This window comes from Ectopseudomonas composti, assembly GCF_900115475.1.
Lineage (GTDB): Bacteria > Pseudomonadota > Gammaproteobacteria > Pseudomonadales > Pseudomonadaceae > Aquipseudomonas > Aquipseudomonas composti.
On record NZ_FOWP01000003.1, the window covers coordinates 327,794 to 351,024 of the forward strand.

A 23,231-nucleotide genomic window follows, 5' to 3' on the forward strand; every position below is an offset into this window, starting at 1 on the left:
TTTGACTGAATAGCCTTTGGCGATTTTCAATTCAATTAATTATTACCAATCTGCTTCTTATCTCCAAAGATTCTGAGTTGCGCAGAATTTCCCACCATAATTCTTGAGAATTTGAAACTTTAACGCTCGCTCTGCAAATATGAAACTTTTGTAAGCTGCTAATTTGCCAGGGAATTATAGTGCACAAGCTGAGAGGCCATATAAATGGCAGCCTTTATTACATTGGAAGCAAGGGGTAGGCCGGCGGGCGCGCCTGAGTTTCTGGCATACAGCCCTAAGCAGAATACCCAGGTAAGGCTTTACTGTCGACCGAGCTTCTGGCGCTGGGCTGGGCTAGAGTTTAATCCCTTTGCCACAGAAGTGCTTGTAAATCAGGCTACTTTAAATTTGGAGAGCAAAAAAGTATCAGTTGCAATTCAGTACGAAATGCATGGCGTTTTACATTTTATCTTTTCCAGGCGTGAAGTCACCGAAAATACTGAAGCTGAGATAATCGAGTATTGCGATAGCTGCGATATCAAAGCTGAATTCTTAGGGGCTAAATGCCTGAGTGAAGAGCAGACGTACGCAGAAAATTTGCTTTGCATGTTGTCGTATATTAACAAATATAGAGAGATCTTCACTGAGAAGAATCTTGAATTTGCATTTCATTCGATTGATCGAAGCAAGGGAACAATAAGCAACTCAGTTAATGACTTGCAGGCTAGATATGGCGAAGGCGCAGCGGCGCTGCTGTTTGAGCTTGTCAGGCGGGGCAGGGTAGGGCTATTTGATGTTCGATGCAAAAGAATCAGTGGATTAACTCAGCTAGATGTCATCCGGGTGAGACATGAATGACTCCACTCGCTTTTCTCGCCGTGAGTTCCTTGCTGCTGGGAATTCATGTGATGCGTGGAGGTGTATAGATGTTGATCTTATTGCCGAGGATATAAGAGAGGCAACAGATAACAGAATTAAAGCAATTAGAGCTTATCTAAAGAATGGAGCCACCCTGCGCGAGATAGAAGATGCGTATGGTCTTTCGCGAGCAACACTGTATAGATCCATTAATAGATGTCTTGCATTGGATACGGATGGAGTGGTTATTGGCTTCAAAGGAGCCATACCATATAGGCGCATTGGCGAGAAAAAATATAATCGTGAGAAAGATCTAGGCTATTCGAATGATGGAGTGACTCAAGGAGATGCCGGGGCATTTAGCAAACTAATAGCTGATCATCCTGAAATAAAGTCCTGGCTGGAAAAAATCGCTCGAAATTATAAGCCAAGGAGCCAAGGTGGCGTTAGCTTCGACGTTATACATAATGCATTCTTAGTGCATTGCACATCATTGTCGATCAGTAATGATCAATATCCATTCAACCGAAAGACACTCGCCCGCTCAGCCTTGAGAGAACATCTAAGGTCGAAGAGCAAAGAGTTGAAGGCGCTAGATGAAAAAGAAAGGAATGCCTCTGACATAAATTACAATGTGCCTCCTACCGATATTCTGCAGCAGGTAGAGACTGACGGCCACATGCTCGACATCCGATTGGTCATTGAAGAATTAGACAGTTTCGGACAGCCAATCAGATACGAAATCTTAAGAGTTTGGCTAATACTACTCATTGATGTCTTTTCGCGCTGTGTACTGGGATACTCCATTGCTTTAGGCCATACGTACGACCAGATTGATCTTTTAAAAGCTATATTCAACAGCTTAACACCTCATCAAAAGCAGCCCCTGATTACGCCAAATGTTCATTATTCGACCGCAGGAGGGTTCCCAAGTGAGCACGGCTACGCTTGGGAAACTTGGTCAACTCTCAAGCTTGATAATGCTTGGGCCCATAAGGCCACGAATGTTGTCCGAGTTCTTCATGATCGAGTAGGGTGTGTTGCTGAGTTTGGCCGCCCTCATACACCTAATGATCGAGCCATTATTGAGCGATTCTTTTTGTTTGTTGTGCAGCATTATTCGCATAGGATTATTGGCACGACCGGCAGTGATAGTCGAGATAAAATAATTGAACGCTTATCTCCCAAGTCGAAGAACCCGCTGAAGCTACTGCTTACACTAGAAGAGCTAAAAAGTACCATTGATATTTTGATCTCTGACTACAATGGTCGGCCCCACTCGTCGTTGCAAGGTCATTCACCACTGGGGGTGTTCTGTCTTTGTGGCGATCAGAACTCTCTTCCACCCAACACATTGCCTGACGCTCTCAGGGAACCGACCTTATTTTCAATGGCTCGGGAATCGGTGGTCGTTCGAACCTCATCAAAATACGGTGGTGCTTACGTTAACTTTGCATATCTAAAGTATAAAAACCCTGACGTCCTTAGAAGTGACTCCGTTGGCAGGCACATGTTTGTAGAGTATTCACGTGAAGACGTTTCATTTCTTCGGCTATTAGATGAAGACGGCACCTTTGTGGGAGTTCTAAGAGCCCCCCACCCTTGGTACTTACAACCGCACAGTCTCAAAGTTCGAAGCGAGTTATGGAAGGCTACGAAGCAGGGGCAATTTCAATTTGCACGTAATGAAACACCAACTGAGGCTTTTCGGCGTTTAAAATTGGCTACTGGTGACACTTCGCGAAGAGTCGCTACCACCTTATACAAGGAAACGGGGCGTGTTAGTGAAGATCCATCTTCAGTTAAGGGCCGTGACGGTGATACGCCAGAGAGACTTAATCATCAGCGTGTCAAGTTGACCAAGGTCTTCACGCTCTGAGAGGATGGAGTATGGATATCAAAGATATACGGCCAATCCGAATTGAAGAACATCCAGTAAGTAGTAAGACTTATTTAATTCCTACTTATTCCATCGGTGAAACCTATGCGATGGTACTGAAAGCCATTAAGCGACTCGACTCAGGGTTGGTTATTTATGGGCGCGTCCGCTACGGTAAAACGCGAGCAATGCTGTACTGCAGGCAATGTTTAAGTATTGATTTTCCAAGTATTCCAGTGGCTATATTCTTCGCTGAACGCGATCTGTCGCCCAGTAAGGGCGGCTTCTATACCTCTTTGCTGGAGGTCGTTGGGCATGCCAAATGGGAAGATCATTGCAGCATTAGCATCAAAAAATCCAGATTAAAGAATTTTATTATTGATGCAGCGTTTAATGATCCCCGTAGGGTTTTTATTTTATTCATTGATGAAGCATCAAGATTGCTGCCGATTCACTATGACTGGATCAAAGATCTATACAATGCCCTAATGGAGAAAAGTGTTACGTTGTTGCCTATCTTGGTGGGGCAGAGTCAGTTGCTAGGCCATAAAGAAACTTTGCTAAAAGCTGGTGAGGAGGGGGAGGCCATAGTTAATCGGTTCCTTCTGTATGAACACTCATTTCGGGGAATTCGTGACAAAGAGGATTTCGTAGAGTGCCTTGGCTATTATGATAGCGCCGTCTTTCCGGAAGGAAGTAATTGGCCCTATACGCGCTTCTTCTTCCCTGAAGCGTTTGCCGCCGGACTTCGACTGCAAGATTATGGAGATATGCTCTGGGATGCATTCAAAGAGTCCTACAAGGGGCTAGGGATCAAGGCTGACATGGAGATTCCGATGAAGTATTTTACGAAAACCATTGAAATCCTCCTGACTGAATACTGCGAGAGTGATAGCGCGAGTTTCTCGCTTTCTCCGGCGGTCTGTATGTCGCTCATTGAAGAGTCCTGGTTCGCGGTTGCCACCCGCAACTCTAAAATAGCAAATACGTTAGCCTAGACATGATCATTACTCTGCGTGACGAGCTGTTGCGTTCTAAACAGAGATACAGTGGGATAAGGCCGCGATATATTCCATACGAGTCAGTTTATTCAATTCTTTCCAGGTTTGGATTGTTCAACGTTGTTGCTGGCGGGGCTCTGATTGAAATCATCAAACAACATTGTAACCCTCAAATATCCGGCAATAGACATTGCAGGCATTTAGCTTATGTTGAGTCTTTGGGAGTGACTGGCCTACAAGGCTTATTTGGCCTGAGCCTGACGCAGGCCAAGTCTTTATTTCTTTCGCCAACTTTTATTGACCCTGAAAGACATGTGGCTTCTGAGCTTCGATATTGCCCCATTTGTTTGTCGCAAGGCCGGCATTACACGCTATTTCAATATCAGCTCATTGAGGCATGCCCAGTACACTCTGTTGACTTGCTTAATCATTGCCCGCACTGCGCTGCACTTGTGAGTTACAAGTTTAATGCTGCCTTATTCAAGCATCCCTATGGCTGTTGGCGCTGCGGTCGCCAGCTTGGATGTGGGCGTGATCCTCAATCGTTACGGTTCATCAGCGCTCATGGTATGCAGCGCTTGCGGCAGTTCCATAGGATGCTGGGTGGCGAGAACAAGCACCTTGTGTTCGATATCGTCGGCCCAGCAGATCTTCATTGCGATAATGTATTGCAGCTGTCGCATTCCGTTCAGCAGTTTACGCGAGTGGAGGCAGACCTATTTTCTAATCTGCAAGTAATGGCCTGTGATCATTCATTCCAATCTGCGCTGCGCCAGTACCCTACATTCTCGCGCTTCTCTAGGGCAAATCAAGAGGAAGTAGGGGTGGAGAGTGAAATCCTAATCAATGAGTTGGTTAGTATTTCGAAGTCGATTTTCAGAAATATCAAGAAAAACCATTTGGCTGAAATTCGTTTAACTGACAAATCTTTAGAGCTATTGTGGCGTGACGTTCAGGGGGTTTTACTGCCTGCTAACTATTATACTGTGCTCGCTTACATTGATTGGTTATGCTATTGGCGCCAGGCTAAAGTGCCATGTGAATTACTGCGTTCGGCGCATAGCAGCAGGGTGAAAATGGCTGCATGGATAGCGGAGAAGAAAAGGCATAGCCTGTTCCGGCAGACAAGTCCTGAAGCCGAGCGCTGGTTGCTTCGACAAATGCTGGGCTGTGAAGTTGTCACTCTACTCAAACGGCAGATGGAGCAGAGACAGTTGTTGACCCAAGGCGTAGATGCGCCGGACTGCACCGATGTTCCATATCGACGAATTTTGCACCCCGTATGTTGGGCTGTAGTTTTCAGTGAACAGAGTGGTCGTCCACCGAGCATGACATTTATATCGGCTCATTCATGGAATACGGATCGTAATGAAAGTCACTCAGGATTACCATCTGCCGAGGCAAGGTCTCTTCATGGCCAGAGTTTGCAAAAGGTTTTCCGTCTAATCAACGCTTGAACTTTTATTCTTGATGACCGTATCCCAATCAACTTGCTCGTCATTCACCGGTGGTCCTTCGTCCGCTGAGCTTCGCTGTAGTGATATTTTTCGGACGGCTGCATCCCAGTCATCATCTTCATCCTCCTCTTCAGTCGAATTCTGACCAGCAAACAGGTCCTTGGTGAACCTTTTTAACGCCTTGGTAAATGCCGCTTCTTCTTGGGGTAAGAGGTCGGGTGTTGATGGCCCTTCGGGGACGTAGTAATGCTCAAATCCATATAAACCGCCCGCATATCGATAATGGCGCTCCAGGATTATCTCAACCTCATTTTCGGTTAGGGCACGCCAGTGCGCCCCATCCCTGCGATTCATAAGCCAGTGGGATTGTAAATCCATCAAGTCAGCATTTTCGCAAAGGAGGGTAAAGGTGCTTACAGCTGTCATATGATCCAGCTTCACTTTGCCGTTGGCGCGGTGATACATCCACTCTAGAGGTCTGCGATTTATTTGAATGCTATCAAAGCTCAACTGGACAAGCTCGGATGGGCTAAAGTCATATCCCCAGGTCAGTAAGATTAAGGCAAGGTCGCGCTCGGCTTGAGGGCTTTGCGCCAAATGGCGCCGGAAGACGTTTAGAACTCTTGCAGACTCTTGTGCCGATTTATAAGTGAACACTTTGTTGCGCGTCACCCATCGGAACTGCCGGTAAAAAGGGAGCAACTCGTGCAGTAGTTTGTGAGCATCTATTGCTTTGTATCGATGGTGTTGCCACCGGATGACGGATAAAACCATCGAGGCTACTTGCTGACAACTAAGCTCATCAGCATTTAGTAACCCTGACCCAAGCAATTTATTCTCCAGGTTCGCTGATAGTAAACGCCCTGGCATCGCCGGGCATGGATAAAGCGCGACGTGGCTGAGAAAGAAGTCTTTGTAGATAAAGGCTAAAGGGATTGGCCTATCGATCGTGATTTCGTAGGTTGCTTGCAACCAAAGATCAAAGTGCTTCAGGTCGCGTCGGATTTTCACCGACTTTCGGTAAGGAAAGTCCAAAGCGAAATGTTCCGCATCACTTGCCCTTGGTATATCTTCGGCTGGCTGGCTCATTATTGGATCGCTCGCTGTTGTGAAAGCGGCATGACCTCGCAGCGCACGCATGCTCGTATCTGAGTTTAGCTCTGACTGCGTCGATTGTAGGTGCGATCCTCGGCTGCACCTGGCCCACGGCCCAGACCGGTATGCGCGTCCATTATTGCTGTCTTACGGTCACAGAACACCCTCAGCCTCAGCGGCACCACACGCATGCCCCATGGCTGCCAACTCGGCTTTGATTCGGCGATGGCCATAGATCCCATTCAACTCATGGTGGATGGTGCGGTTCCCCTTGCTCAGACGCCGATTCGCCATCTCTCTCGCCAAAGGTGGACGCTGCCAGGCATAAAGAACTACCTCACCGCCGGCGTGCTGAAATTCCCTTGCCTGGCCCGCGAGCATCTCTCGCAATTTGTCTTTCGTTGGCATTCATGTCCTGTTACGGGCCAATAGTTGTCACTTAGCCGAGGACTGATTAGGGCAGTCGCCTGTACTAACTCTTTTAAGCGCCGGCTCTTGGACTGGCGGTGGCAAATGTCCAAGCGCCTTCAATTGGGCAGTAGCTTTGGCTAGCTGTTGCTCCAGGGTCTGTACTTGCTCTGTTTGCACCGTGCGGGCCTCATCGAGTTGAGCCACCTCTCCCTGCAGGGCCTGACATCGCTGCTCCAGCGTTTCATTCGTACGCCCCATACTGGTTAGAGCGCTCTGAGTGCTCACCAAAGCCTGATCCCTCTGCGAGAGGAGCTGCTCCAGTGCATGCTGATCCTTCTGATGCTGCCGCGCCTCGGTGACCAGTCGTGCATTGTCACGGTTCAGCTGAGTCAACTCGTCCTGCTTGATCATCAGCGTTTGTTGCAGCTGGCGTACCTCGGCCTGAAGCTGGCTGATCTGAGCGTCGTGGCGGCGCTGCTCCTGTTCTCGCTGTTCCTTGCTGGCTTGGCGGTAATGCTCCATGCCGTCACGAGCGTGCTGATGCATGTCCTCAAGCGACTGAATGCGCTCATCGCGCTCTTTGACGCGCACCTCCAGATCCCGAAGGGATTGAACCATTCGAGCGTTGTCGATTTCGATAACTTGCCGCTGTTGCTGTTCTCGAAGAGCCAGCTCCTGAGCTGCTTGTAGCTGCTGCGCCAGGCTCGAACTCTGTGATTCGAGGTCTCGCATTCGGGCCTCGAATACGGCCGACTGCTGCTGTACCGCCGAGCGTTCGCGCCTCAGCGTTTCGTGGGCTTCGACCACGGACTGCTGCGCCTCTTGTTTCAGTTGGTCCAGCAACTGTCCCATCAAATTTGTCAGCGGTCCACTCAGCGAATCCCCCGACAAGGTCGGCTCGCTCTCGGCCTCGAGCTCCTTCAGATAGCGGTGGATCGTGCTCTTGGAGCCGGTGTTACCCAGTTCGATGCGAACCGCATCGATGCTGGGGTAAATGCCGCGAGCTAGGAGGTCATTCCTGGCTTTCTGCACGACAGCTTTGTTGACGCCACCGCGGGCCATAAGTGGGCCTCCTGACAATTTCGTTCTGTGGTATGTACTATGTAGATACATGGCACTTTATCAAGAATTTTATTTTTGTTCTGCTTCTATTCTAGAATTGGGTAATCACGAATTATCCAAGGTGAAGCGCCATTTTCGTCGTTTGGCAGTCGCTCACCGGTACACCAAGGGGATGCGCTCAGATGAGCCAGGAGATTGAGCGGTACCTGCAGGCCGGCACCCGCGCCAACACGCGGCGCAGCTACCAGCAGGCGCTTGAGCACTTCGAGGTGACTTGGGGCGGCTTCTTGCCGGCGACCAGCGATGCCATCGTGCGCTACCTGGTCGACCACGCCGCCACGCTGTCCAGCAACACGCTCAAGCTGCGCCTGGCAGCCCTGGCGCAGTGGCATGTCAGCCAGGGTTTTCCGGATCCAACCAAGACCCCACTGGTCCGTCAGGTCCTCAAAGGCATCCGTACGCTGCATCCGCGTCAGGAGAAGCAGGCCGAACCCTTGCAGCTGCGCCAGCTCGAGCAGTGCGTGTTGTGGTTGGAGCGGACTGGCGATCAGGCCCGTGCCGAGGACGACTGGCCGCGGATGCTGCGCTGTTGGCGTGACCGCGCGTTGATCCTGATCGGCTTCTGGCGGGCGTTCCGCAGTGATGAGTTGTGCCGCCTACGAGTCGAGCACATCCAGGTAAGGCCTGGGGAGGGCATGCAACTGTTCCTACCCTGGAGCAAAGGTGACCGGGACAACCAAGGCCAGACCTTTAGCGCGCCGGCGCTGGCCAGGCTGTGCCCGGTACAGGCCTACGTCGACTGGATCAGCCTGGCGGGCATTGCGCGCGGGCCGGTCTTCCGTGGAGTTGATCGCTGGGGGCACTTAGGTGAGCAGGGTTTGCACCCAAATAGCGTTGTCCCACTCATGCGCGCCGTCCTGCAGGCGGCAGGGCTGCCTGCGGAGCTGTACAGTAGCCACTCGCTGCGCCGCGGTTTTGCCACCTGGGCTACCCGCAGCGGCTGGGATCTCAAAGCACTGATGCAGTACGTTGGCTGGAGCGATGGTCAATCCGCATTGCGCTATGTCGAGAGCACAGGAGTGTTCCCTGGGCAGCTGAGTGCGCTACAACATATCTCAAACTGGCCCGAGGGACTGCCATAAGACCGCCTTCGGCGGCCCCGATCCGCACCTAGCCGCGCACTGGGAACACCAGCCAAGTTGGGCTAGCGGTTGGCAGTAGCCGACTTACCGCCAGACCGACAACAGTGGTGATGGGGGAATTCGATATGAAAGCCCGTGAGACCCGCCGCTGAAGTACACCAGATGCGGCCTTTGTGAGCCTCAATGATGGAGCGGGTGATGGCAAGACCGAGCCCGGCATTGCTCGGGCTTCCCTCCCGCCGAGCGGGGTCAACCCGGTAAAAGCGGTCGAAGAGCTTCTCTAGATGCTCTGAGCTGATTGTGTCCCCTGGGTTCTCAATGCTGAAGGTTGTGGAGCCCGCTGTCTCGCGGATCAAAACCGAAATTGTATGTCCCGCCGGCGTGTAGCGCAGTGCATTGGACAGCAAGTTGGAGAGTGCACGATCAAGCATCAGCCGATCTCCCAGCACTTGGCCTGTGCCTGTGAGCGATAGTTCAATGCCATGTTCTTCGGCCAGAAGGTGGTAGTAGTCAAACAGCTTGAAGACTACGTCGGCCAGTTCGATCCTGGCCTGCTCGGGGATGATCAGGCCATTATCAGCCTTGGCCAAGAAAAGCATGTCATCAATCATCCGAGACATGCGCTTCAAGTCCTCCAGGTTGGAGTAGAGATTCTCTTCATAGGCATTGATATCGCGTTTCTTGCTCAGCACGACCTCGGTGTGGGTCATCAGGTTGCTAACGGGCGTGCGTAGCTCGTGGGCAATGTCGGCCGAAAAATTGGAGAGCCTAACGAAGGCATCCTCTAGCCGAGCCAACATCGCATTGAAGGATAGAACCAGTTGCTGAAGTTCCCGCGGCACTGGTTCGAGAGGGATTCGTTCCTGTAACGAGCGAGCGGACATCCCGGAGGCCACATGAGTGACTTGCCGCAGAGGCCTAAGGCCGCTGCGAGCAACCACCCAGCCGAGCGCGGCACTGAACAGGGCACTGATGACCAATCCAATCCAGAACCATCGTTGCAGCGTGTCGAAAAAGTGTGTGTGATTGGTGACGTCAAGAATCAGCAAAGCTGTGAGCGGCTCAGCCTGATCGGCTACCGAGATTTGCGCCGTCATGCCGCGGTACATGTGTTGGCCGTTCTGCCACTCCCACATGCTCTGCTCATTTTCACGTCTGAAACGCTCTGGTACTTCGACTGCTCTGGGGTCGGAGAACAGTACAGAACCGTCACTGGCCAGGATAGTGGCCGCCAGATCCTGATGGGCTCCCAGCAAGGCTCGCAACTGCGGTAATTCTTCCGAAAGGCTCGCTTCACCGCGAGCATTGTTGAGGATATGTTTGGCGGATTCGAGTTTCTCCACCAGGGCCTGCCGATCCAGCATCTTGAAGTGGTGCTGGCTGAGCATATTGAAACTCAGCCCTGCTACCGTCAGGACTGCAATTACCGCGGACATGAACATCAGGCTCATGCGTGCTGTCAGCGAAAGGTGCTTCATATTCACTCCGGCGCATCCATCATGTATCCCATGCCGCGGGCGGTATGAATCAGCTTGAGATCGAAATCGTCATCGATTTTTGCGCGTAGCCGGCGTACCGCGACCTCAATGACATTGGTGTCGCTGTCGAAGTTCATGTCCCAAACCTGAGAGGCAATCAGCGACTTCGGGAGCACTTCACCGCGTCGGCGCAGCAGTAACTCCAGTAGTGAAAATTCCTTCGCCGTCAGGTCAATTCTTTTCCCGCCCCGGACAGCACGTCGCTTCATCAGATCGACTTCCAGATCGGCAATTTTCATGGTGGTCTGCGTCGGCGAACCATTACCTCTGCGCAACAGCGTTCTGACCCTGGCCAGAAGCTCTGAGAAAGCAAATGGCTTGATCAGGTAGTCGTCCGCACCCAGCTCCAACCCTTTAACGCGGTCTTCCACACCATCGCGTGCCGTCAAGAACAGTACGGGGACGTCTTTTCCTGCTGCGCGCAACATGCGCAGCACTTCCCAACCGTCCAGCCCAGGCATCATTACATCCAGAATTAGCAGGTCATAGGCTTCGCTAAGTGCATGCTGAAGGGCATCTGTGCCGGTCATAACCCGGTCGACATTGAACCCAGCCTCGGTGAGACCTTGCTGGAGGTACGTACCGGTTTTGGGTTCGTCTTCAGCTACCAGTAGTTTCATGTGTGCAGACTCCAAAAGTCGGGTGGCCTGAGTTTGCAGGCAAACCGCGGCCCCAACCAGAAGCTTACGAAAATGTAATTCTGACTTCAGCTCACTGACAGGGTGGCTTGTCTAGGGTGCAAGCATGAGTACTAGGTTGTGCTCTCGGCCCTCGACAGACCAAAAGCAGAGGTGCCGGCCATAGTTTGCACTGATGGAGACTGCCCATGAAATCGCTGAAACCTTTGCTTCTGGTTGGTTCGCTACTGCTGTCTTCCATGGCTTGGGCCGAAGGGGGCAGCGACCGTGTATTCGAGCGCATCCAGCAGATGCGCGACAAAGCAGAAGCCGTGCTGATCCAGGCGGAGAAGGCCCCGGTCGGCGAGCGGCATGTGCACATGAAGGAGCATATGAACATGCTCGAAGACATCATGAGCCAGCTGCACAACGAACATCCCGCGCCAAACATGTCTGCCGAAGAGCATCTGGCCTGGATGGAAAAGCATGACAAGCTGGTAGACGACGTGCTGGGTCAAATGATTCGAGAGCACAAGCTGATGATGGCCGACAAGGAATGCCATCAGTAAAGATTTCCCCCATCTTACAGGCCTTTCGTGATTGCTCCTTCGGCCTAGCGGCGCCTTTATGGCGCCGTGCTTTTTCCCAGCTGACGCAATTGTAGTTTTGGGGTCAGCGGCCTGGCAGCAAGCGGGGAATAGCATGAGATTTCCAGCACCCATCTCGAGGTCTCACCATGAAACGCTTACCCCTTAAACTGCTGATCAGCACTCTGTTCATCAGCACCACCTTTCCGGCATTTGCCGAGGTCGGCGGCAGTAGCAATGGCATTGGGCAGCAGGCCCAGGCGACGCCAGCGACTCGTACCATCTTGGTAAAGATGGACGACATCAACTACAGCCAGAAAACGATCGATGTGAAGCCAGGTGAAACCGTGCGCTTCGTTCTGAAGAACGAGGGCGCGTTGATGCACGAGTTCAACATCGGGCAGGCAGCGTCCCAGCTGGAGCACCAGCGCAAGATGGCGTCCTTGTTCAAGGACGGCACACTGACCCCGACCGGCATGGCCGAGCGCATTGTCTGGCATGAGCGTTATGGCACGGGAGACTCCAACCCTCCAGGCTATCCGGAAGTCATCAAAGCCAAGCATGACGACCCGAACGCGGTTCTCGTCGAGCCCGGCACAACCAAAGAGTTCGTGTGGACCTTCCCTAAGGCGGGCAGTTTGAGCTTCGCCTGTACATTGCCTGGGCATTACCAGGCGGGGATGGTCGGTGAGTTTGCTCTGCGTTAGTCCGGCATCGGTGCTACCCGTTGGCCGCGAGCTGGGTAGCACCGATCTGACGAACCTTACTGCGATGTAGTTTTCACGTCAGCGTACCGCCAGCTGCACCTCATTAGCATCGGGACTCATCCCTCCTCAACACCTCAGAGGCACACCATGAAACTCAGACCCGCTTTCATAATCACCACCCTTGGCTTGCTGCTCAGTGCTGCCAATGCGCTGGCCAGCCCGGGCCACAAGAAAGACAGTATTGGGCAACCGGGAGACGGTCAGGCAGTAGATCGCACCATCGAAGTCCGGATGGGGGACATCTTCTTCGAACCCAAAGCAATGGAGATCAAAGCAGGCGAGACAGTTCGCTTCGTCCTGAAAAATGACGGTGCACTGCTACACGAATTCAATCTTGGCAAAGCGGCATCCCATGCCGCGCACCAGAAAGAGATGGCCGCGATGTTTCAGAACGGCACGCTGTCCCCTACAGGTGCACATGACATGAGCAATATGGGCCATGCCATGGGCGGCATGAAGATGGTCGGTATGGAACACGATGACCCCAACAGTGTTCTTGTCGAACCTGGAGCACGCGAAGAGTTGATCTGGACCTTCTCCGCCGCCACCGAACTGGAGTTCGCCTGCAATATTCCAGGACATTATCAGTCGGGAATGGTCGGTAAGGTGACCGTACGCTGACGTTTATTGATACTCGCCAACTCCGTCCAGTCTGAGACACCTATACTGATCCGGCCGCCATTGAAACGAGGCTATTGTCGTGGACCATACCCATCACACCAGTACCACTGAGCCGCCTTTTTGGAAGAGCAAGATTGGCATTGCGCTGATCATGCTGGCCGTAATCGGCATCTTCTATGTAGCGCGTGAGCATTACGGTCATCTTTCGCAGGCCCTGCCGTACCTCATCCTGCTGCTATGCCCGCTGATGCATCTGTTTGGCCACAATCACGGCGGGCACTCCCACTCCAGCAGCACCGCTGTTTCCAAGGACGAAGAAAGGACATAGATCGCATGCAAAAGACCTCCTGCCATCATGACCAGGATCATTCACATAACTCGCACGCCCACTCCGAGAGCCAGCGCGACCCGGTGTGTGGCATGGAGGTCAAACCTGATGGCCCTTATCGCGAGAGCTTTGAAGGGAAGGCCTATCATTTCTGCAGTGCGAAGTGCCTAGAGAAATTCCAAGCAGATCCTCATCAGTACATGAGCCATCAGTCTCATGGGGAGCATCACCAGCACGCGACTCCAGCACCCACATCGACACCTGTAGGTGCTGAATACACCTGCCCGATGCATCCAGAAATCCGTCAACCGGCTCCCGGAAACTGCCCGATCTGCGGGATGACGCTGGAACCTGTCATCCCGGAGCTGGAAGAGGAGGAAAATCCAGAGCTGAAGGACTTCTCGCTGCGGTTCTGGTGGACCCTACCGTTGACCGTCATCGTGACCGTATTGGCGATGGCCGGCCATTCCTTGCAACTGTTTCATGGCACGACCCAGAACTGGGTCGAGCTGGCTCTGGCGACGCCCGTGACGCTATGGGGTGGCTGGGTATTCTTCACCCGCGGCATTGACTCCATCCGCCACCGCAGCCCCAACATGTGGACCCTGATCGGTTTGGGAACGGCCGCTGCCTACCTCTACAGCGTGGCCGCTACCTTGGTTCCGCAGTGGTTTCCGGCGGCCTTTGCCCAGGACGGACGTATCGGCGTCTATTTTGAAGCAGCCGCAGTGATTATCTCACTCACGCTGTTGGGCCAAATGCTCGAACTCAAGGCCCGCTCGCAGACTTCGGCAGCCATCAAGTCACTGCTGAGGCTGGCACCAAAGACTGCGCGTCGCATCAAGCCCGATGGCCAGGAAGAAGATATTCCGCTGACACATGTCCATCAGGGCGACCACCTACGTGTCCGGCCGGGAGAGAAAGTCCCGGTGGACGGTACGGTTCTAGAGGGTGAGAGCGCCGTCGACGAGTCGATGCTTACCGGAGAACCGTTACCCGTGACCAAGCGGGTAGGGGATGCCCTTATCGGTGCCACCATGAACACCCATGGAAGCCTGGTGATGGAGGCGCAGAAGGTCGGTGCCGAGACCATGCTGTCGCAGATCGTTCAGATGGTGGCCAGAGCCCAACGTTCCAAGGCCCCCATGCAGCGTATGGCTGATGCGGTGGCAGGGTATTTCGTGGTCGGGGTGATCCTGATCGCGATTCTGACCTTCTTCGGCTGGGGGCTATTAGGGCCGGAATCAGGCTGGGTATTTGGCCTGATCAATGCGGTGGCGGTGCTGATCATTGCGTGTCCCTGCGCCCTGGGTCTGGCAACCCCGATGTCCGTCATGGTTGCGACTGGCAAGGCCGCTAGCAGCGGTGTGTTGTTCCGCGATGCCAGCGCCATCGAAAATCTATGCAAGATCGACACGCTCATCGTCGACAAGACTGGAACCCTGACTGAGGGGCGTCCCGTATTCCATAGTGCGGAAGGGACAGGCGGTTACGACTCCAATGAAGTGCTGCGCCTGGCTGCTAGTCTCGACCAGGGTAGTGAGCACCCGCTGGCTCATGCCATAGTCGATCATGCGCGCGGTCAGGGCATTGCACTGGTCAAACCGGACACTTTCGAATCTGGCTCGGGTATTGGTGTGCGCGGCCAGGTCGATGACTATCAGCTGCAGCTCGGCAACACCGCACTGATGGACGAGGCGGGCGTCGATATTACCCCGCTGCGCAATCGCGCCGAGCAACTGCGTCTGGGAGGCATCAGCATCATCTATTTGGCCGTTGATGGCCGCCTGGCGGGACTACTGGCCGTTTCCGATCCGATCAAGCCTACTTCTCAACAGGCTGTCTCCAAGCTTCAAAGCGAAGACGTAAAGGTCATCATGGCCACTGGTGATGGCCTCACCACAGCAAGAGCCGTGGCGCAGCAGCTCGGAATCGAGGAAGTGCATGGTGAGGTCAAACCGCAGGATAAGGAGAAACTAGTCGCCGATTTGCAGGGCTATGGCCGTCTTGTCGCCATGGCGGGTGACGGTATCAACGATGCGCCCGCCCTGGCCAGGTCTGACGTAGGTATCGCCATGGGCACCGGTACCGATGTGGCGATGAACAGCGCCCAAGTGACGCTGGTCAAGGGAGATCTGATCGGCATCCTGCGAGCGCGCACCCTGTCAGTGGCAACCGTGAAAAACATGAGGCAGAACCTCGCCTTTGCGTTCATCTACAACGCGATGGGAATCCCGCTAGCAGCGGGGCTGCTGTACCCGCTGACGGGGCATCTTCTGTCGCCCTTGATTGCTGCGCTGGCGATGAGTGTCAGCTCGGCGTCGGTGGTCTTCAATGCTCTGAGGTTGAAATCAACGGACATCGGATAGGCTTCCATACCACCGACCAGGTGATTATTCAGAAGCGCATCTGACCGGAAAATGCCGTACGGTAGTTTCCGGTCCGACCTATCTTGAGTATTCGCATTGGTTCCGACACTAATTCGCATGCCTAACCAACACTGATTCGCACGCAAAACCGACACAACGCGTTTTTCAAAATCGACAGCCTTTCGCACACGTCGACACCTATTCGCATCCTCCGACAGCCATTCGCACGCCCCGACACCGATTCGCATCCCTCCGGCAGCCATTCGCACGCCACCGACACCGATTCGCATCCCTCCGACAGTCATTCGCACCACACCGACAGTTCGCTTTGCCGGTGCCCGGAGATAAGCAGTCACTGACGCTGCAGAGCCCATATCGCAGTTCCAAATAGAGCAGCCGCAGAGTAATGTAGAGATCGAACATATTTGGTGAGATCGCTACATTGATCAATTGGCTATGTCTCGTGATGGCACTGCCTACGGCAAATGCCGCCGAGCGAATGCGGGCTTGGCGGACGCTGAAGAGTGCAGGAGCTGCCGTTCTTCGCGACGGCGTGTACCTATTGCCGGATGGCTCGGCTAGTCGTGAGGTACTGGAGTCCGTCGAGCGTGATGTGCTGGATAGTGGTGGCTCGGCGTCGCTCCTGCCGGTCACTGATCCCCAGGGTGAGCGCTTCATACCTCTCTTTGACCGTGGCGACGACTACACCAGGTTGCGCTCGGAGGTTGAGCCCCAACTGGCCCAGCTGACGCCCGAGAACGCACTGGCGACTGCTCGCCAGGCCCGCAAGCTGCGCAAGTCGTTCGCGCAGATCCAAGCCATCGACTTCTTTCCGGGCGCAGCTCTGCAACAGGCAGACGCGCTGCTGCGTGACCTCGAAGTGGCCATCAACCGCGCGCTTTCCAAGGATGAGCCCACCAGCCACGAGCAAATCATCGAGCAACTCGACCCGCGGGACTATCAAGGGCGAACCTGGGCGACTCGCCAGCGCCCCTGGGTGGACCGCCTGGCCAGCGCCTGGCTGATCCGCCGCTTCATCGATCCAGATGCCAGCATCCTCTGGCTTCCCTCTCTTGATGCATGCCCTGCGGAAGCACTTGGGTTCGATTTCGATGGTGCCCAGTTCAGCCATGTCGGCAACAAGGTCACCTTCGAAACCCTGCAGGCCAGCTTCGGGCTGAAGGCTCCAGGGCTTCAGCGCGTAGGGGCTCTAGTTCACTACCTGGACGTGGGGGGCGCGCAACCCACAGAAGCAACGGGTGTAGAGCGCGTACTGGCCGGACTGCGAGCCAGCATCGAAAACGACGATCAGTTATTGGCTGCGGCCTGCGCCATCTTCGATGGGCTGCTGGCTGCATTCGGCAAGGAAGGACAGAGTGATGAGTGAGACAGCCATGCAAGCGACAGAGCAAGACCAGGACAGGGTAGAAAAAATTGGCCTACTCGAGGCATTTCTGTTCTGGCTGAAACTCGGTTTCATCAGCTTCGGTGGCCCAGCCGGGCAGATCTCGATCATGCACCAGGAGCTGGTGGAGCGGCGGCGCTGGATCTCGGAGCGCCGTTTCCTGCATGCGTTGAACTACTGCATGCTCCTGCCAGGCCCGGAGGCTCAGCAACTGGCCACCTATATCGGCTGGCTCATGCATCGCACTTGGGGTGGGGTGATCGCCGGCGTACTGTTTGTGCTGCCCTCACTGTTCATCCTGATCGCCCTGTCCTGGGTCTACATCGCTTTCGGCGAAGTGCCGGTGGTGGCGGGATTGTTTTACGGCATCAAACCCGCCGTCACCGCCATCGTTGTTCAGGCTGCCCACCGTATCGGTTCACGCGCGCTGAAAAACAACTGGTTGTGGGCGATCGCTGCTGCCTCCTTCGTGGCGATCTTCGCCCTCAATATCCCGTTCCCGCTGATCGTTCTAGGGGCGGCCATGATTGGCTACCTGGGCGGACGCTATGCCCCGGACAAGTTCAGCGTCGGTGGTGGGCATGGGGCATCCAAACAGTCCTATGGGCCGGCATTGATCGACGATGACACGCCACCGCCGGCGCATGCGCGCTTCCGCTGGTCGCGCTTGGCTCTGTTGGTCGCCGTAGGAGCTGTGCTGTGGGCCTTGCCGATGGGGCTACTGACCGCCCTGTATGGTTGGGAGGGCACCCTGACTCAAATGGGCTGGTTCTTCACCAAGGCTGCTCTACTCACCTTCGGCGGTGCCTATGCGGTATTGCCGTATGTCTATCAGGGCGCGGTAGGCCATTACGGCTGGCTGACCCCCACCCAGATGATCGATGGCCTGGCGCTGGGCGAGACCACCCCAGGGCCGCTGATCATGGTGGTGGCCTTCGCGGGCTTCGTTGGTGCCTATGTGCATCAGGTCTTCGGGCCAGAACAGGCATTCCTTGCCGGCGCTGTAGCAGCCAGCCTCGTCACCTGGTTTACCTTCCTGCCCTCGTTCCTGTTCATCCTCGCCGGCGGGCCGCTGGTGGAATCCACCCACAACGAACTGAAGTTCACCGCGCCGCTGACCGGCATTACTGCTGCGGTGGTTGGCGTCATCCTCAACCTGGCGCTGTTCTTCGGCTATCACGTGCTGTGGCCTGAGGGTTTTGCTGGCAGCCTCGATTGGCCCTCGGCGTTGATCGCTGTCGGTGCCGCAGTCGCACTTTTCCGCTTCAAGCGTGGAGTCATCCAGGTGTTGGTGGGATGTGCTCTTGTGGGTTTGGCTATCCACCTGTTGCGTTAGGGAGAGGTTATGGAGCGCATATCGATTCGCGAGCTCGCTGAGTGGCAGGCTTCAGGTCGCTGCTTTGAGTTACTCGATGTGCGCCGAGCTATCGCACGCAACGCTGACGGAGCACAGATCGCTGAGGCGAAATGGTATGACCCCGAACAGCTTTTCTCTTGGAAGGATCAAGTGCCACGGGATCGCCCCGTGATTCTTTACTGCGCTCATGGGCATGAGATCAGCCAGGGGTGTGCCGCTACTCTCTGGGCAATGGGACTGGATGCGCGGTATCTCGTCGACGGCTTTGCAGGTTGGCGTGAAGCCAAGCAGCCGGTGTGCGATTTGGTCTAGCCATCTGGTTCTGACCGCCTCACGAGAGGCGACCAGCACTGCCTAAATCAATGGCAGTGGTACTCGCCCGTGGAGTGGTTGGTATGGCAGCCCTTCGAGTCGGTGCCTCCGCTATGGGCAACTGCGACAGCAGAGGACAGGGCAATCACGGTGGCGATCAGGGCGGCAGCAGGACTCCAAACGCGCCGTACATCAGCCGATCATGAAGCACTGTCGCAACGGTCAGCGTGAATAGCCCCAGCATCAAGCCTGCACGATCGCTGTGATGGACACTCCAAGCAACTATGAGCCCCAACATCAGTGTCGGCATGACATTCAGCGTATTGCTCATCTCGGACAACGCCCGATACGGCAGCTCGGATATGAGGCTGAAAGCCAGTAGCCAGCTCAGATAGCGAAAGTTGTTATCGCTGTACAGATCTCCTGGGCGTGAACGTGACACGTTGGCGGCAGTACCCACGCAGAACAGTGGGAAGGCGAAGCGTCCAACCACGAACAGCCAGGCTGTCTCTTCAGGCCAGAGATAGCGCAGGTGGTCTATGACCATCGTCAGCATGGCAAGCCATTTGACCAGATCCAGGCTGGTCGAGCGCATTACCCCATGATCCCGAGGGTCACCACGGTGAGCACCAAGTATCGAGCAGCCTTGGCCAGCAGCACGATCAAAAAGAAGCTCCAAAAGGGTTCGCGCATGACGCCGGCAATCAGGGTCAGCGGGTCGCCAATGATCGGCACCCAGCTCAGCAGCAGTGACCAACGACCGTAGCGGTGGTAGGCCCGCTGCGCGCGGGCCAGCTTGTCGTCACTGACTGGAAACCAGCGCTTGTGCCGGTAACGCTCAATGTAGAGACCGAGCAGCCAGTTGAGCGCGGAACCCAGAACGTTTCCTGCTGTAGCCACCACCAACAGCATGACCACCGAGTAGTTGCCACTTATCAGCAGGCCGGTGAGCACTGCCTCGGACTGTGCAGGGATCAAAGTCGCGGCACTGAAGGCCGCGAGGAATAGGCCCAGGTAGCCTGATAGCTCCCACATTTAGGCGGTCAGACCGATCCAGCCATGAACGCCGACATAGATACCGACACCAATGATGAGCACGCTCGAGAGGTAGGGCGCGCGACGCGCGACTGCCCCCAGCCATGGCCAACGATTAGAGGCCTGGCGAGCGCCTACTGCGGCAGCTGCGCCGACGGACACCAGCGTCAGCGCCAGACCGACACTAAAGCACAGCACCAGAACAGCCCCGAGTGCGACTTCCTTCACCTGCAGGCACAGCAACAACACCGTGATTGCGGCGGGACAAGGGATCAGTCCCCCGGTCAGGCCGAATAGGATGATCTGCCCAGTGGTGACGTTGCGGTTATTGAAGCGGTTGCGGATGTCGTTGGCGTGGGCTCGCTCATGAGCATCCTGATACCCCTCCACCGACAGCTCCAGGCCCTGCAGATTGGAATGGTCGTGGCCGTGGTCGTGCTCATGGAAATCGAGGTCGTAATCGTGCGAATGGCCCACGTGACCAAGGCTCAGGCGCGCGGTGAACTGATGGGGTTCGGGGATCTCTGACTCCGACTCCAGGTATTCGCCGCACTGCACAAAGCGGAATAGCTGAGCTGTTCCGTCTGGGCGTGTCGTCGACAGGCTCACGTCCTCTGCCGGCCAGGAATGGCCACTCAGGGTGCGCAAGCGCCAGCGCGGGGGAACACCTTCTTCAAAGATCGAAAGCTCGATACGCCCGTGTCCGGTATCGATTCGGCGGGTCTCATCGTGATGGTGATCATGCGCGTGATCACCTTCTTCGAAACGCCACATCTGCTCCCCACGCCAGGTGCGCCAGAGCATCCACAACGCGATGGTGATGATGATCGCGGCAGAAGCGAGCTGGAAGTACGGCTCTGTCGTTTCGGCATTCAGGTTCTGGCCCAGATACATGCCACCCATGGCCACCAGCCAGACCACTGCTGTGTGCGAGATTGTCGCTGCCAAACCCAGCAGGATTGCCTGCTTTACGGTGCCCCGGATGGCGACGATGAAGGCCGCCATCATGGTCTTCGAGTGGCCCGGCTCCAGGCCATGCAATGCCCCCAGGAGGATAGCGCTGGGGAAGTACAGCCAAGCGTGGGACGCACCCTGCTGCAGTAATTCGGCAAAGCTCGACATAGGGAGACCTACAGGTACTTCGTGATCTGCTTGAAGTCTTCAAGGGAGGTGCGCTCGCCAGTGGCGAGAGCGTCCATCGTGTGCTCCAGACAGTGATCGATGTGATCTTGAATCAGGGTGCGCTTGGCCTGGCACACGGCCTTCTCAACGGCATGCAGCTGCTGCGCGATATCAACGCACTCACGACCATCCTCGATCATGGTGATGATGCTGCGCAGATGACCCTCAGCGCGTTTCAGGCGCTTCACGACATCGCTGTGGCTCTGGTGCCGATGGCCATGGCTGTGCTCGTGATCGCTCATGCCTTGAGTCCTATGTCTCGATGATTTACGCTCGCATCCTATCCCCCTGGGGGGATACGGTCAAACGACCCTATTCGCTCATCGCGAGATGCAAGACATAGAAAAATGGCTAGTCGTAGCGCCTCGAAGAAACCCGTTATCGCATTGATACTGGCCTTGCTATTGGCCTGGGTAGGGCATTCGCTGGCCGCCATCAAGACTCCGCTGATACCGGGTGATTACTCTGGCGCTGTGCCCCATGGTCATTCCCATGATGTGGACGCGCCGGCGTTCCCGAGCCACAAACATGCGGCTGACCATAGCCATGAGATCCCTTATCTCGGGTCGGCGCTGACACTGCTGTCACGCCCCGAGCGGGAAACCCCTCCCAACGCGTTGCGGGCAACTGTCCCTGAAGTGCCGATCTACCTGATCGAACGGCCACCACGCTCTAGGTTGTGTTCTGAAACCGGCCGCCTTGCGGCCCAGACCACTACAACCTAGGAAATCGTTATGAATTCGCTTCCCCTGAGCGGGGCAACGGCGCCGATCGCACGCCTGCGTCGACCGCTTTTTCTGCCCCTGCTTGCCATCGCTCTACTGATGGCAGTCATGCCTGAGGCGCTGGCCCACGGTGTGCCCGAAGGAGACAAGGGCTTCATCCAGGAAAGTACCGGCGTGATGTTGATGCCCTTCATCTATATGGGCGCCAAACACATGATCACCGGCTACGACCACCTGCTGTTCCTGTTCGGTGTGATCTTCTTCCTCTACCGCCTGAAGGACGTAGGGCTGTACGTCACGCTGTTCGCGCTTGGTCACTCCATCACCCTGCTCTTTGGGGTGCTGAGCAACATCAGCATCAGCTCTTATGTGATCGACGCCATCATCGGCTTTTCGGTCGTCTACAAGGCCCTGGATAACCTCGGCGCCTTCCAGCGCTGGTTTGGCTATCAACCCGACACCCGCGCAGCAACGCTGATCTTCGGCCTGCTTCATGGCTTCGGTCTGGCTACCAAGATCCAGGAGTTCGAGATCTCTTCTGACGGCCTGATCGCCAACCTGATTGCCTTCAACGTAGGTGTCGAGATCGGCCAGCTACTGGCTCTCGGCGGCATTCTAATTCTGATGGGCTACTGGCGACGTACCGCCAGCTTCTGGCGCCACGCCTATACCGCCAACGTCGCCATGATGAGCGCCGGCTTCTTGCTCATGGGCTACCAGATCACCGGCCTGATCGTCTCTCAGTAAGGAATTCTTTCTATGTTCAATACCAAGCTTCCGACCCTTAACGAACTCCCCTCGACAGCACAGCTACTGCGCTCCACGATCATCGCGGCAATCATTGCCTGCGTGCTTCTGGTTACTGTGGTAATGCCTTCGGAATATGCGATCGACCCCACTGGCGTGGGCCGAGCACTTGGACTCACCCAGATGGGTGAGGTGAAGATCCAGCTGGCTGACGAGGCCCGCGCCGATGAGGTCGCAGCTCAGACTCCAACTCCGCCGCCAGCTGAAGCTATCGCCGTAGCACCTACCGCCCCGGCAACTTCCCCATCAGCTCCTGTCGAGGTCATTCCCGCTCCAGAGCAACCGACTGCGCCTGAGCAGGCAGCTGGTCTGCAGCATGAAATGAGCATCACCTTGAGCCCGAACCAGGGCGCCGAAGTGAAGTTGGAAATGAAGCAGGGAGCCAAGGTGAACTACCTCTGGACTGCCAATGGCGGCGTCGTTAACTACGACACCCACGGCGATCCTTACAACGCGCCGCGCGACTTCTACCACAGCTATGGGAAAGGACGTTCAACCGCGGAAGACTCGGGTGTTCTGGAGGCTGCATTCGATGGCAAGCACGGTTGGTTCTGGCGCAATCGAACTAGCAAACCGGTGACAGTTACCCTGCGCACTCAGGGCGATTACATCAGCATCAAGCGCGTAATCTGACTTCACCAGGCAGCCCTGAATGGGGCTGCCTTCAATGCCTGCAGGCCATACGGCTAGAGCTCTG

23 protein-coding genes and 1 pseudogene are annotated in these 23,231 nt (G+C 55.2%); 15 read left to right on the top strand and 9 right to left on the bottom strand.

The window, feature by feature from the left end; genetic code table 11:
• Positions 1 to 204: 204 nt before the first annotated feature.
• The 4 genes from BM059_RS25180 to BM059_RS07780 are packed head-to-tail and all read left to right on the top strand — an operon-like array spanning position 205 to position 5,174.
• The gene (locus BM059_RS25180; RefSeq protein WP_139220711.1) at positions 205 to 837 is read left to right on the top strand and encodes a hypothetical protein; all 633 of its coding nucleotides are present in this window, start codon (positions 205 to 207) and stop codon (positions 835 to 837) included.
• Positions 830 to 2,716, top strand: a complete 1,887-nt coding sequence (locus BM059_RS07770) for a helix-turn-helix domain-containing protein (RefSeq protein ID WP_074937801.1) — start codon at positions 830 to 832, stop codon at positions 2,714 to 2,716. Before BM059_RS25180 ends, BM059_RS07770 begins: the two co-directional genes overlap by 8 nt.
• A gap of 11 nt (positions 2,717 to 2,727) precedes the next feature.
• Positions 2,728 to 3,714 (top strand): TniB family NTP-binding protein, encoded by a 987-nt coding sequence (locus tag BM059_RS07775; RefSeq protein WP_041769449.1) that lies wholly within the window; start codon positions 2,728 to 2,730, stop codon positions 3,712 to 3,714.
• Positions 3,715 to 3,716: 2 nt separating this feature from the next.
• A complete protein-coding gene (locus tag BM059_RS07780) occupies positions 3,717 to 5,174 on the top strand; it encodes a TniQ family protein (RefSeq protein WP_013715599.1) in 1,458 nt (485 codons plus the stop codon).
• On the opposite strand, the gene BM059_RS07785 is transcribed toward BM059_RS07780, so the two are convergent.
• Both BM059_RS07785 and BM059_RS07795 read right to left on the bottom strand, forming a co-directional pair.
• Positions 5,160 to 6,314, bottom strand: coding sequence for a hypothetical protein (locus BM059_RS07785; protein WP_137006966.1), 1,155 nt, complete (start codon positions 6,312 to 6,314; stop codon positions 5,160 to 5,162). The two genes, BM059_RS07780 and BM059_RS07785, sit on opposite strands and share 15 nt — an antisense overlap.
• Before the next feature lie 390 nt (positions 6,315 to 6,704).
• The gene (locus BM059_RS07795; protein ID WP_074937803.1) at positions 6,705 to 7,742 is read right to left on the bottom strand and encodes a DNA-binding protein; all 1,038 of its coding nucleotides are present in this window, start codon (positions 7,740 to 7,742) and stop codon (positions 6,705 to 6,707) included.
• Between the two features lie 182 nt (positions 7,743 to 7,924).
• On the opposite strand from BM059_RS07795, the gene BM059_RS07800 reads away from it, so the two are divergent.
• Complete coding sequence (locus BM059_RS07800) at positions 7,925 to 8,884, top strand: site-specific integrase (RefSeq protein ID WP_074937805.1); 960 nt, start codon at positions 7,925 to 7,927, stop codon at positions 8,882 to 8,884.
• A gap of 62 nt (positions 8,885 to 8,946) precedes the next feature.
• On the opposite strand, the gene BM059_RS07805 is transcribed toward BM059_RS07800, so the two are convergent.
• Entirely contained in the window at positions 8,947 to 10,362 is a 1,416-nt protein-coding gene (locus tag BM059_RS07805) for a heavy metal sensor histidine kinase (protein ID WP_185965442.1), read from the bottom strand.
• A 2-nt stretch (positions 10,363 to 10,364) separates the two neighbouring features.
• Positions 10,365 to 11,042 carry a heavy metal response regulator transcription factor gene (locus BM059_RS07810; RefSeq protein WP_039588641.1) on the bottom strand — a complete coding sequence of 226 codons (678 nt, stop codon included), beginning with the start codon at positions 11,040 to 11,042 and terminating at the stop codon, positions 10,365 to 10,367.
• Positions 11,043 to 11,248: 206 nt separating this feature from the next.
• On the opposite strand from BM059_RS07810, the gene BM059_RS07815 reads away from it, so the two are divergent.
• From BM059_RS07815 to BM059_RS07855, 8 genes are all read left to right on the top strand, one after another.
• On the top strand, positions 11,249 to 11,608 hold the full coding sequence (locus BM059_RS07815; protein WP_003139552.1) for a co-regulatory protein PtrA N-terminal domain-containing protein: 360 nt from the start codon (positions 11,249 to 11,251) through the stop codon (positions 11,606 to 11,608).
• 167 nt (positions 11,609 to 11,775) lie between these two features.
• Positions 11,776 to 12,333 carry a cupredoxin domain-containing protein gene (locus BM059_RS07820; protein ID WP_043242880.1) on the top strand — a complete coding sequence of 186 codons (558 nt, stop codon included), beginning with the start codon at positions 11,776 to 11,778 and terminating at the stop codon, positions 12,331 to 12,333.
• A gap of 147 nt (positions 12,334 to 12,480) precedes the next feature.
• Positions 12,481 to 13,014, top strand: a complete 534-nt coding sequence (locus BM059_RS07825) for a cupredoxin domain-containing protein (protein WP_003246762.1) — start codon at positions 12,481 to 12,483, stop codon at positions 13,012 to 13,014.
• A 79-nt stretch (positions 13,015 to 13,093) separates the two neighbouring features.
• Entirely contained in the window at positions 13,094 to 13,342 is a 249-nt protein-coding gene (locus tag BM059_RS07830) for a DUF2933 domain-containing protein (protein ID WP_003246761.1), read from the top strand.
• Positions 13,343 to 13,347: 5 nt separating this feature from the next.
• Positions 13,348 to 15,711, top strand: a complete 2,364-nt coding sequence (locus BM059_RS07840) for a heavy metal translocating P-type ATPase (RefSeq protein WP_167364563.1) — start codon at positions 13,348 to 13,350, stop codon at positions 15,709 to 15,711.
• A gap of 442 nt (positions 15,712 to 16,153) precedes the next feature.
• The gene (locus tag BM059_RS07845; RefSeq protein WP_244154389.1) at positions 16,154 to 17,098 is read left to right on the top strand and encodes a chromate resistance protein ChrB domain-containing protein; all 945 of its coding nucleotides are present in this window, start codon (positions 16,154 to 16,156) and stop codon (positions 17,096 to 17,098) included.
• A complete protein-coding gene (gene chrA / locus BM059_RS07850) occupies positions 17,091 to 18,452 on the top strand; it encodes a chromate efflux transporter (RefSeq protein WP_074937811.1) in 1,362 nt (453 codons plus the stop codon). Before BM059_RS07845 ends, chrA begins: the two co-directional genes overlap by 8 nt.
• Before the next feature lie 9 nt (positions 18,453 to 18,461).
• On the top strand, positions 18,462 to 18,785 hold the full coding sequence (locus tag BM059_RS07855) for a rhodanese-like domain-containing protein (RefSeq protein ID WP_015275857.1): 324 nt from the start codon (positions 18,462 to 18,464) through the stop codon (positions 18,783 to 18,785).
• 47 nt (positions 18,786 to 18,832) lie between these two features.
• On the opposite strand, the gene BM059_RS25805 is transcribed toward BM059_RS07855, so the two are convergent.
• From BM059_RS25805 to BM059_RS07875, 5 genes and pseudogenes are all read right to left on the bottom strand, one after another.
• Positions 18,833 to 18,934: a YHYH domain-containing protein gene (locus tag BM059_RS25805; protein ID WP_449240072.1), complete on the bottom strand. Its 102-nt coding sequence runs from the start codon at positions 18,932 to 18,934 to the stop codon at positions 18,833 to 18,835.
• A 14-nt stretch (positions 18,935 to 18,948) separates the two neighbouring features.
• A pseudogene (locus tag BM059_RS07860) lies at positions 18,949 to 19,380 on the bottom strand (TraX family protein); the annotation flags it as partial.
• Positions 19,380 to 19,820 (bottom strand): YqaA family protein, encoded by a 441-nt coding sequence (locus BM059_RS07865; RefSeq protein WP_031653255.1) that lies wholly within the window; start codon positions 19,818 to 19,820, stop codon positions 19,380 to 19,382. The gene BM059_RS07865 and the pseudogene BM059_RS07860, both read right to left, overlap by 1 nt.
• Positions 19,821 to 20,942 (bottom strand): nickel/cobalt efflux protein RcnA, encoded by a 1,122-nt coding sequence (locus BM059_RS07870; protein ID WP_074937813.1) that lies wholly within the window; start codon positions 20,940 to 20,942, stop codon positions 19,821 to 19,823.
• A gap of 8 nt (positions 20,943 to 20,950) precedes the next feature.
• Positions 20,951 to 21,244: a metal-sensing transcriptional repressor gene (locus BM059_RS07875; RefSeq protein WP_015275852.1), complete on the bottom strand. Its 294-nt coding sequence runs from the start codon at positions 21,242 to 21,244 to the stop codon at positions 20,951 to 20,953.
• A 492-nt stretch (positions 21,245 to 21,736) separates the two neighbouring features.
• Here BM059_RS07875 and BM059_RS07885 point away from each other — a divergent pair, with 492 nt between their 5' ends.
• Positions 21,737 to 22,474, top strand: a complete 738-nt coding sequence (locus BM059_RS07885) for a HupE/UreJ family protein (RefSeq protein WP_074937817.1) — start codon at positions 21,737 to 21,739, stop codon at positions 22,472 to 22,474.
• 12 nt (positions 22,475 to 22,486) lie between these two features.
• On the top strand, positions 22,487 to 23,167 hold the full coding sequence (locus tag BM059_RS07890) for a transmembrane anchor protein (RefSeq protein WP_074937819.1): 681 nt from the start codon (positions 22,487 to 22,489) through the stop codon (positions 23,165 to 23,167).
• The last annotated feature ends 64 nt before the right edge of the window (positions 23,168 to 23,231 follow it).

Excerpts from the sequence above, each read along its gene's own strand:
- BM059_RS25180 (WP_139220711.1), top strand. The coding sequence starts at position 205 with ATGGCAGCCTTTATTACATTGGAAGCAAGGGGTAGGCCGGCGGGCGCG.
- BM059_RS07770 (WP_074937801.1), top strand. The coding sequence starts at position 830 with ATGAATGACTCCACTCGCTTTTCTCGCCGTGAGTTCCTTGCTGCTGGG.
- BM059_RS07775 (WP_041769449.1), top strand. The coding sequence starts at position 2,728 with ATGGATATCAAAGATATACGGCCAATCCGAATTGAAGAACATCCAGTA.
- BM059_RS07780 (WP_013715599.1), top strand. The coding sequence starts at position 3,717 with ATGATCATTACTCTGCGTGACGAGCTGTTGCGTTCTAAACAGAGATAC.
- BM059_RS07785 (WP_137006966.1), bottom strand. The coding sequence starts at position 6,314 with ATGCGTGCGCTGCGAGGTCATGCCGCTTTCACAACAGCGAGCGATCCA.
- BM059_RS07795 (WP_074937803.1), bottom strand. The coding sequence starts at position 7,742 with ATGGCCCGCGGTGGCGTCAACAAAGCTGTCGTGCAGAAAGCCAGGAAT.
- BM059_RS07800 (WP_074937805.1), top strand. The coding sequence starts at position 7,925 with ATGAGCCAGGAGATTGAGCGGTACCTGCAGGCCGGCACCCGCGCCAAC.
- BM059_RS07805 (WP_185965442.1), bottom strand. The coding sequence starts at position 10,362 with ATGAAGCACCTTTCGCTGACAGCACGCATGAGCCTGATGTTCATGTCC.
- BM059_RS07810 (WP_039588641.1), bottom strand. The coding sequence starts at position 11,042 with ATGAAACTACTGGTAGCTGAAGACGAACCCAAAACCGGTACGTACCTC.
- BM059_RS07815 (WP_003139552.1), top strand. The coding sequence starts at position 11,249 with ATGAAATCGCTGAAACCTTTGCTTCTGGTTGGTTCGCTACTGCTGTCT.
- BM059_RS07820 (WP_043242880.1), top strand. The coding sequence starts at position 11,776 with ATGAAACGCTTACCCCTTAAACTGCTGATCAGCACTCTGTTCATCAGC.
- BM059_RS07825 (WP_003246762.1), top strand. The coding sequence starts at position 12,481 with ATGAAACTCAGACCCGCTTTCATAATCACCACCCTTGGCTTGCTGCTC.
- BM059_RS07840 (WP_167364563.1), top strand. The coding sequence starts at position 13,348 with ATGCAAAAGACCTCCTGCCATCATGACCAGGATCATTCACATAACTCG.
- chrA (WP_074937811.1), top strand. The coding sequence starts at position 17,091 with ATGAGTGAGACAGCCATGCAAGCGACAGAGCAAGACCAGGACAGGGTA.
- BM059_RS07855 (WP_015275857.1), top strand. The coding sequence starts at position 18,462 with ATGGAGCGCATATCGATTCGCGAGCTCGCTGAGTGGCAGGCTTCAGGT.
- BM059_RS07865 (WP_031653255.1), bottom strand. The coding sequence starts at position 19,820 with ATGTGGGAGCTATCAGGCTACCTGGGCCTATTCCTCGCGGCCTTCAGT.
- BM059_RS07870 (WP_074937813.1), bottom strand. The coding sequence starts at position 20,942 with ATGTCGAGCTTTGCCGAATTACTGCAGCAGGGTGCGTCCCACGCTTGG.
- BM059_RS07875 (WP_015275852.1), bottom strand. The coding sequence starts at position 21,244 with ATGAGCGATCACGAGCACAGCCATGGCCATCGGCACCAGAGCCACAGC.
- BM059_RS07885 (WP_074937817.1), top strand. The coding sequence starts at position 21,737 with ATGAATTCGCTTCCCCTGAGCGGGGCAACGGCGCCGATCGCACGCCTG.
- BM059_RS07890 (WP_074937819.1), top strand. The coding sequence starts at position 22,487 with ATGTTCAATACCAAGCTTCCGACCCTTAACGAACTCCCCTCGACAGCA.